Source organism: Undibacterium sp. RTI2.2, from assembly GCF_035018705.1.
GTDB lineage: Bacteria > Pseudomonadota > Gammaproteobacteria > Burkholderiales > Burkholderiaceae_D > Undibacterium.
Genome location: NZ_JASJXN010000071.1, coordinates 1 through 8,840, shown reverse-complemented (window position 1 = coordinate 8,840; position 8,840 = coordinate 1). Strand labels below are relative to the sequence as shown.

Here is an 8,840-nt window from a genome sequence, read left to right as displayed (position 1 = left end):
TGGGCATCGGGGCGATCAGTAAAATTGAGGCCGCATCGTAACATCACCGCTTTTCGAGTTTGAAGTGCACCAACGCCTATTTGCTTGATACCCAACATTTTCCATTAAATAGGCAACGATTTATACGGTGGTAAATAGCAACTCTTAGACCGATAAAAACGACTCTTTCGTTGAAGTGGTCAGAAAATAATCCGTTACAGCACTTGTCGGTGCGCCAGCGATCAGATAGATTGTTATTTTTGATTTATTACACAAGTCTAAATACAACCATTTGTTAAGAATAACTATGCCAACAACAAAGACAAAAATTAGCAATTCCGATGTCAAGTCTTTGGCACAGGTTCTCGATCAAAGTGAGAAAATCAAAGATGTGATGATTGAATGTGCCGACGATCTTTCGTCTGTCAATGTCGCATTGAAACAGAGGTTGGCTAATGATGTCAGTTCTTTAGGCGTAGAAAACGCACTTCAGACCAGTCAATCGGTTGAAGAAAAGGTTCAGCATGCAGCGACCCAGCTGTCTGCTGTCAACCAAGCTCTTGGGGATGAAGTCATCGAACGTCAGATATTGGAGCAACGACTAGAGACTGCTCAAGCTCAAGCAGATGAGTCTAAACACGCATCTCTTCATGATCCTCTTACAGGACTCCCAAATCGATTATTGTTTTATGATCGTTTAGAGCATGGCCTAGCACAAGCCAATCGTCATGGCTGGGGCTTAGCGGTTTTTTTTGTTGACCTAGATAACTTCAAAATTATTAATGACACCCTAGGGCATGCCACTGGTGATCATGTATTAAAGACAGTCGCTCTGCGGCTAAAAGAAACGATTCGCAACGATGATACCCTCTGTAGGCATGGCGGCGATGAATTTCTCTACTTATTGCTGGAAGTAGGGGATCAAGAGCATATTGCAGTAATCGCCGATAAAATTATGGCGGCAATAGAAGCGCCGATAGATCCTCCAGAATTGTCATCGATAACAATTCCATCTATTAGCGCCAGCATTGGAATTGCTATTTTCCCGAAAAATGGTTCTTCAGTCGAGGCGCTTATCAAAAGTGCGGATGAGGCAATGTATAAAGCTAAATTAGCGAAAGAAAATTATGTTTTTGCATGATAAACGAGCGCCGGATTACACGGAAATAGAGTTGTGTTGTAGCTATATAACGTAATTTTGATCAATTTTTCTGGGGCTAATGGCCAAACTTAATCACCTAGTAGTACTAGTTACTTCAGCAAAAAAAACAGGATGGGCAAGAATTGCGTCACGGAGAGGGTGGAATCGGAAGGTGTTTTAACCAAACAGCAAGTGCCTGATTTTTATGAGAATTTAGATGGGTAATCTGCTATAACCCTATAACCCTATAACCCTATAACCCTATAACCCTATAACCCTATAACCCGCATGAATGCTAGGGGCACCTACAGTGGCATATTGCACGGAAATCAAAACGACCCCTTGTAGGATGCTGTTGCCGAGACCGTGATTAGCGATAGCGCTCTGTTTGTTGTTGACTCTTATCGTGATGTCCACTACCACTGGCCCGGGAAAACCTCCCATATACACAAGTCCAAGCTGATCCGTATAGCGTCTCATACAGGGTTCTCACCCAACAATGTCGCTATTGGGGGCTTCTTCTGGCGTTTAAAAACATATTAGTTTTATCGTCAGAGCTGACAGAACATAAGAATCGAGGAGTTCATACAAATCATTTGCTCCGACGACCGCTTCAATCTCAAAAATCGAATCAACATTTCCTCGATTTAAAGAAATAATCTTTTGAACACCATAAATAGTACGAGAGAAGCGGGTCAATAAATGTCAGAACAATCATGAAACAAAAAAACCGCTTGAGCAATGAGCTATACGCGGGTTCCAACGCGTAATCATATATTAAACACTATTTATGGTGAAATAGGCGGACTTAAAATACTCTACTCTGCAACAGACCAATGTTGAATTTAAGCTTACTGATATTAATCAGTCACTTACGGTGTTTGACAAGTGTTAAAACTCATGTCGCATACGGGTTTTTATTTTTAATCTATTTTAGCGGCAACACAAATTTGACATAGTCGCCAGTACTAGCATAACAATACATCGGTAACCAAAACAATTTAGAAATTGACCCACTTACTTATCATTGCAATTAACCAGACGATTACTTCTTATATAGAATGATTCTCGCACTATAACGTGCAAATTAAGTAAAAAAATAGGAGACATCATGAAAGCAAGTTTCACAAAGTCTAAAGTAGCATTATTTTCGGCATCTTTTGTTTTGTTTGGGTTTTTCAGTTCGTCGACTTGGGCTGCCTCGTCGGTACTGAAACCGGATGATTTTGTCGGTATCAGTTTCTGGTTGATTTCTATGGCGTTAGTCGCCTCAACAGCATTTTTCTTTCTGGAACGTGATCGAGTATCAGCGAAATGGAAAACTTCCCTCACAGTTTCTGGATTGGTAACCTTAGTGGCGGCCGTTCATTATTTTTACATGCGGGATGTCTGGGTCACAACTGGTTCCACTCCTACAGTTTATCGATATATCGATTGGTTAATCACGGTGCCACTCTTGATGATCGAATTCTATTTAATTTTGTCAGCGATTGCTAAGGTTCCTGCCGGGGTATTTTGGCGATTAATGATTGGTACCTTGGTAATGTTAATTGGAGGTTATGTTGGCGAAGCTGGATACGTTCCAGCAATGCCAGCATTTATAGTCGGAATGATTGGTTGGGCATTCATACTTTATGAGATATTTGCAGGTGAAGCCAGCAAAATTAACGCTGGAAGTGCGCCCCCATCAGTTCAATCTGCATTTACTACAATGCGATTAATCGTTACGTTTGGTTGGGCTATTTATCCAATCGGATACTTTGCCGGTTATCTGACCGGTCGCCCACCTGCCGACAGCGCAGGCATATTAAATATTATCTACAATTTAGCTGATGTACTAAACAAAATTGCATTTGGCTTGATTATTTGGAGGGTTGCGGTATCTGAGTCCGAAAATGTAAAACACTAATTTCACTAAAGCTGCTTCGAAGATTCTCCAGACAGTCTGGAGAATCTCTTTCCGAGTACTTTACCGCGCTTATTTATATCTTTAGGGTAAATATGCAAGCAAACATCATTGAGCAAGAGCTTATAGCGAGCTATTTGGTTAGTAAGCCCGATGCCTTGCTTCAGCAAGTGGAAACATGCATATTAGGTCTTCTGCAAAGCGTTCCCAACGTCCAACTTCTTGATCGCTTGGTTATTTCTACAGCTGATTCTTCAGATATTCGAAATGCAGCCATTTATCACCTTCAATCTGGAGGGCAGCGCTTGCGAGCGCGCATGGCACTGAGTGCAGGTCAAGAAATTGGTTTGAGTGACCAAGACTGCATATACATCGCCGCTTCAGTCGAACTATTACATAACGCCTCATTGATACATGATGATGTCCAAGACGGTGATAAATATCGTCGCGGACAAGAATCTGTTTGGAACAAATTTAGCATTGATTTAGCAATTTGCAGTGGAGATTTCTATTTATCAGCTGCCTACGGAGTTCTTTGTAATATTAGCAAACCCTCTCTCTTGCCTAGGATTTTGCAATTAATGCATGGGCGCGTATCAGAAGCAATTATCGGACAATCGGCTGAATTATCCATTAGTGCTAACCAGTTCATGTTGGAAACTTACATTCAAGTGGCCATGGCTAAATCTGGAGCATTGTTGAGTTTGCCTTTGGAGCTGACTCTACTGATAGGTGGACACGAGGAGATGCTAGCAACAGCGCAGCAGGCATGTAAAGACTTCGCAGTTGGCTTTCAAATTTACGATGATTTGCGTGACTTTTCTGCAGACTGTGCTCAACTAAATCAGTCGCTCGAAGAAGACCGCTTCAACATCGTTGGGATGTTTAATTATTTAAATTCTGTATCAAAGACCTGCGTCGATTCAATCGCGGCGTCCCAAACTCTTGCCGTTAAGCACCTACGGCTTGCGCAGACCTCACTAGCCGTGCTGCCTCAACAATCAGGTAAGCTACTCGCCGAATGTGCTCAAAACATTGAGCGGCTGCTTGATGACCTTCTCATAAAGAACTAATCTATGCGCGCAATCGTAATCGGTGCTGGATTTGGTGGAATTGCAAGTGCGCTTCGCCTTTGCGCGAAAGGCTACGAGGTAACGTTGATCGATCGCTGCGAAAAACTTGGCGGTAGAGCGCAATCATTTGAGAGAAACGGATTTCGACATGATGCGGGCCCCACCGTTATAACTGCTCCATTTTTATTCGACGAGTTATTTGATTTATTTGGCGAAAAGCTATCCGACCACATAACGCTTGTTCCGTTAAATCCGTGGTATCGCTTTCATTTTTCTAACGGCGAACATTTTAACTATGGCGGAACTTTAGAAGATACATTAGCGGAAATTCACCGGATCGAGCCCAACGATTGTGATCGATATCTCAAGCTGCTAGCGCACTCTAATCGCATTTTTGACGTGGGCTTTACTGAGCTATCTACCAAGTCTTTTCACAGCTTTTGGTTCATGATGGGACAAATACCGAGACTTGTACAGTTAAAAAGTTACAAAACGGTCTGGCAACTAGTTTGCAAATATCTAAAGAATGAAAATCTCCGTCAGGCTTTTTCTATTCAACCTTTACTAGTCGGCGGCAATCCTTTCAGCACGACAAGCATTTATGGCCTGATTCATTATTTGGAAAGGGCTTATGGAGTGCATTTCGCGATAGGAGGAACTAGAGCAATAGTGATTGCTTTGGAAAACCTCATGCGACGACATGGCGTCAATATCTTAATGGCCAGTTCAGTGAAGTCTTTAGTACTCGATTCCAACGTAGCAAAAGGAGTAGTTTTAGAAAGTGGCGAGACTATGATGGCAGATATTATTATCTCAGATGCTGACCCAGCTTACTTATATCGCAACATAATTGCACCGAAACACCAGTCTTTTTGGACGCGCCTCAAAACAAAAAAACCTACTTTTTCCATGGGCTTATTCGTTTTGTACTTTGGTACGACCACCGTTTATCCGGATATTGCACACCATACTATTTGGTTAGGAAAGAGATACCAAGAGCTTTTGACTGATATTTTTGACAATAAAATTTTGTCTGATGACTTTTCATTGTATTTACATCGACCCACAGCAACTGACCCAAGTTTTGCACCTCCTGGTTGTGACAGCTTTTATGTCCTTTGTCCGGTTCCTAACTTATTAGGTGGCCAAGAGTGGTCTGTAGAAGGTCCTAAGTTAAGAGATAGGATCATCTCGGCGCTAGATAATACTATTCTTCCGAACTTAACAAAGACGATCACTGAAGATTTTTATGAGACTCCAACAAATTTTAAGAATAATTATTTAAGCGAGCATGGCGCAGGGTTTTCAATTGCCCCTTTATTTAGTCAATCAGCATGGTTTCGGTTTCATAACAGGGCGGAAGGAATTAAAAATCTATATTTGGTTGGGGCCGGAACTCATCCGGGGGCGGGAATACCCGGTGTGATCTCTTCAGCTAAAGTCGTTGACTCACTTATTCCGTTTGCAAATACGGTATGAGCAACGAAGTTATTCATGCGACCGCTGAAGATACTCTTGCTTCAAAAGGGAAGAGTTTTCATTGGGCTCGCCGGCTGTTGGGTGAAAAAGACTCTCAGCGCGCCACTCGCCTTTACCAGTTTTGTCGCTACATAGACGATGTCGTAGATGAAGCGGAATCGGTTGATCTATCACGAAAAAACTTGGTAGAAGTACGGCAAGCCGTTGTATCCGGTCTAGGTACCAACGCAGTACTTGTTGACGGCTTAAATTTGATTAAAGAGTGCGGCATTGATTGCTCCGCAGTGCTCGATTTAGTTCAAGGAGTTGGCTCTGACATTGAGCTGGTCAGGATAATGGATCAAGATGAATTGCTACGCTACTGTTATCAAGTTGCAGGAACTGTTGGTCTAATGATGTGCAAAGTGTTGAATTCACATGACAATAACGCTATTCCGTACGCGATTGATCTGGGGATAGCAATGCAATTAACTAATATTTGCCGCGATATAAAGGACGATGCGTTGATCAACCGACGTTATCTCCCAATCCATTTTATCAATGATATGGATATCCAAGATCTCATCACGCCCACCGGATCCAAAGTTAAACTAATTAAAAAGGCCGTTGCTAGTCTTCTCGCGAGTGCGGATAAGTACTACGAAAGTGGCGAATGTGGACTATCGTACTTGCCTTTTCGGGCGCGATTGTCAATCTTAGTGGCCGCGCGAGTATATCGAGAAATCGGAAAAGAGCTCGAAAAGCAGGATTATGAATATTGGCATCGTCGTATCATCGTCCGGACACCTCGCAAACTATTGGTGACATTAACCGCCGTTTTGTCGGCGGTCACGAGTCTCCGATTTTGGCGTCACCCTGCCGCACACGATTCAAGTCTGCATAAAGCAATACAAGGATACTATGTCTCAGAACCACGATCGGCTCAAATACATGAAAACTGATGTTGATCTGATCATTATAGGAGCAGGATGTGCGGGCCTAAGTCTAGGTATGCAATTGTCAGCGATGGGGGAAAATTCGCCAAAAACCGTGTTGATAGACCCACGTAAATCATATCAAAATGATCGCACATGGTGTTTTTGGAGCAGTGAAAACAAAACTTGGAACAATATTGCCAATCACCATTGGAATCAGTTTTTAGTTAAAACCAGCGCTCAGAGCGTGGTCGTTGATTGTTCATTTGCCCCTTACAGAGTCATAAGCGCCCGAGATTTTTATGATCATGTTCTAGCCGCCATCAGTAGCAACACAGCGCTCGAAATAAAGACTGATACTACCGTAATCGGGAACCCTAAATTAATAAATGGTAAATGGTATGTCCATACTTCCAATGGAGAGTTCAATGCTAAAACAATAGTTGATACTAGACCATTTCCCGTCGACCCGCAGAGCGGTGCCACTCTCTGGCAATCGTTTTTAGGATGCGAGATCGAGTCAATTGATCCGATATTCGATCCATGCATTGCGCACCTAATGAACTTCTGTGACGCCAATAACGATTATGTTGGATTTACTTATCTGTTACCTTTGACTCCTAGCAGAGCCTTGATCGAGTTCACCGTTTTCGCTGAGCGACCGTACTGTGCACTTCAGTTACAAGGTCATCTCGGCGATTCGATTTTGCAATATACCCAGGGCGGCTCATACAAGGTTAATAGAACAGAAATTGGGTTAATTCCTATGGGAATTCCTAATTACCCAAAACAATTAAAAATGGAAAAGACCTATGTTTTTGCAGGCTTAACGGCTGGCGCAGCGAGACCAGCCACAGGTTATGCATTCCAAAGAATACAGATCTGGGCTAAAGAATGTGCGATTTCACTATGTCAAAACCAGCACCCAATTGGACATTGCAAAGATAAAGTATTACTCAAAACAATGGATGCGATTTTTCTTAAAGTCATTCGGGATAATCCGAAATTAGCGCCCGATTTATTCATTAGTTTGTTTTCGAAAGTGAAGAGCCAACAACTCGTCCGGTTTTTATCCGATCAGGGAAACCTATTTGACTATTTATCCGTGATAAACGCATTACCGCCAGCCCCATTTATTAAACATCTACTTAAACGTCACAGAACGTGAACAGCATACAAATACAGCGCTTAGTATTTTTTTGTTTAACTATATTAGCAACTTTAATTTCAATGCTAATCGATTCATTAGATCCACTTTACAAGTTGCTGTTTATAACGTCACTTGTGCTGTTTTTAGGCGTTCCACATGGGGCCCTAGACCTTGTTTTTGCGAAACAACTATTTTTGATTAACGGGTGGCAATCTTGGCTAAAGTTCACCATTACCTACTTAGCACTGAGCTTAAGTGTGGTTATTGTGTGGTGGCATTTTTCAATGAGTTTTATGGTAAGTTTCTTATTACTCTCAATGCTGCATTTCTCAAGGGACTTAATATTAACGAGGCTAAAAATAACTAGATTTCTTTACGGCGGTGCCATCATCGTATTACCTACAATTTTACATTCCGATCAGATGACCAGCTTATTCGCTTTAATTCTTAATGAAGAAATGGGGCAACAGATAACTTCATTTTTAAAATTAATTGCCTTGCCTTGGCTAATTTCAAGCGTTGCTTGCTTCTGCATTGAGTGGATTGAAAATAAGAGCGCTAGCTTAGAACTTTTTTCAGTTTGCTATTTAGCAGTCTTGGCAGAGCCCTTAATTGGATTTGCTATTTTTTTCTGTGGAATGCATAGCTATAGACATATCCTGAGGACCCAACACTACTCTAAACTTAGCTTCAAACAATTATTGATAATTTCTTTGGCTCCAATGATAGGAACCATTCTGTTGGCTGCCACAGGTTGGTTTTATTTACCACCGTCACCAAACTACCCGCGGATTACGCAATTTTTATTTGTGACACTCGGCGCACTAACTCTTCCCCACATGTTACTCATTGATCGAATAAAATTTATTCAGTAGTATTAATTTAGTAACAGCAAAAGTATTAATTAAAACCGTATCACTATATGAATCTAAGTTTAGTTTTCTTTAACAACAGACGGCTCTAAACTGGTAGCCTAAAGTGATCGGCAATTAGCCTGAGTAACAATCCATGAAGTTGACTAAACTTTGAACTCTCTAGAGATTGGCAAAAATTGTTACCAATTGAATCTAAATTAAAGTTTAGACTGTAGGTGTAAATTCGTTACTTTTAAGCCGCTTATCATTAGAGCTTCTTGCAAAATACCCAAACCAGTAAAGTCGAGCATGGGTGTGGCCACTGTTGCGATTGGTTTTCTTGT

At 41.6% G+C, this 8,840-nt stretch carries 7 protein-coding genes; all 7 read left to right on the top strand.

Annotation, left to right across the window (positions count from 1 at the left end; genetic code table 11):
* The first annotated feature begins 286 nt into the window (after positions 1–286).
* The 7 genes from QN395_RS20490 (at position 287) to QN395_RS20460 (ending at position 8,517) form a co-directional block, all read left to right on the top strand.
* A complete protein-coding gene (locus QN395_RS20490) occupies positions 287–1,120 on the top strand; it encodes a GGDEF domain-containing protein (RefSeq protein ID WP_323492901.1) in 834 nt (277 codons plus the stop codon).
* Between the two features lie 1,111 nt (positions 1,121–2,231).
* Positions 2,232–3,029: a bacteriorhodopsin-like gene (locus QN395_RS20485; protein ID WP_323492900.1), complete on the top strand. Its 798-nt coding sequence runs from the start codon at positions 2,232–2,234 to the stop codon at positions 3,027–3,029.
* A gap of 92 nt (positions 3,030–3,121) precedes the next feature.
* Positions 3,122–4,099 (top strand): polyprenyl synthetase family protein, encoded by a 978-nt coding sequence (locus QN395_RS20480; RefSeq protein ID WP_323492899.1) that lies wholly within the window; start codon positions 3,122–3,124, stop codon positions 4,097–4,099.
* A 3-nt stretch (positions 4,100–4,102) separates the two neighbouring features.
* The gene (gene crtI / locus QN395_RS20475; protein WP_323492898.1) at positions 4,103–5,578 is read left to right on the top strand and encodes a phytoene desaturase family protein; all 1,476 of its coding nucleotides are present in this window, start codon (positions 4,103–4,105) and stop codon (positions 5,576–5,578) included.
* The gene (locus tag QN395_RS20470) at positions 5,575–6,519 is read left to right on the top strand and encodes a phytoene/squalene synthase family protein (protein ID WP_323492897.1); all 945 of its coding nucleotides are present in this window, start codon (positions 5,575–5,577) and stop codon (positions 6,517–6,519) included. Before crtI ends, QN395_RS20470 begins: the two co-directional genes overlap by 4 nt.
* Positions 6,509–7,660: a lycopene cyclase family protein gene (locus QN395_RS20465; RefSeq protein WP_323492896.1), complete on the top strand. Its 1,152-nt coding sequence runs from the start codon at positions 6,509–6,511 to the stop codon at positions 7,658–7,660. The genes QN395_RS20470 and QN395_RS20465 overlap by 11 nt, the downstream gene beginning before the upstream one ends.
* On the top strand, positions 7,657–8,517 hold the full coding sequence (locus QN395_RS20460) for a Brp/Blh family beta-carotene 15,15'-dioxygenase (protein ID WP_323492895.1): 861 nt from the start codon (positions 7,657–7,659) through the stop codon (positions 8,515–8,517). Before QN395_RS20465 ends, QN395_RS20460 begins: the two co-directional genes overlap by 4 nt.
* The last annotated feature ends 323 nt before the right edge of the window (positions 8,518–8,840 follow it).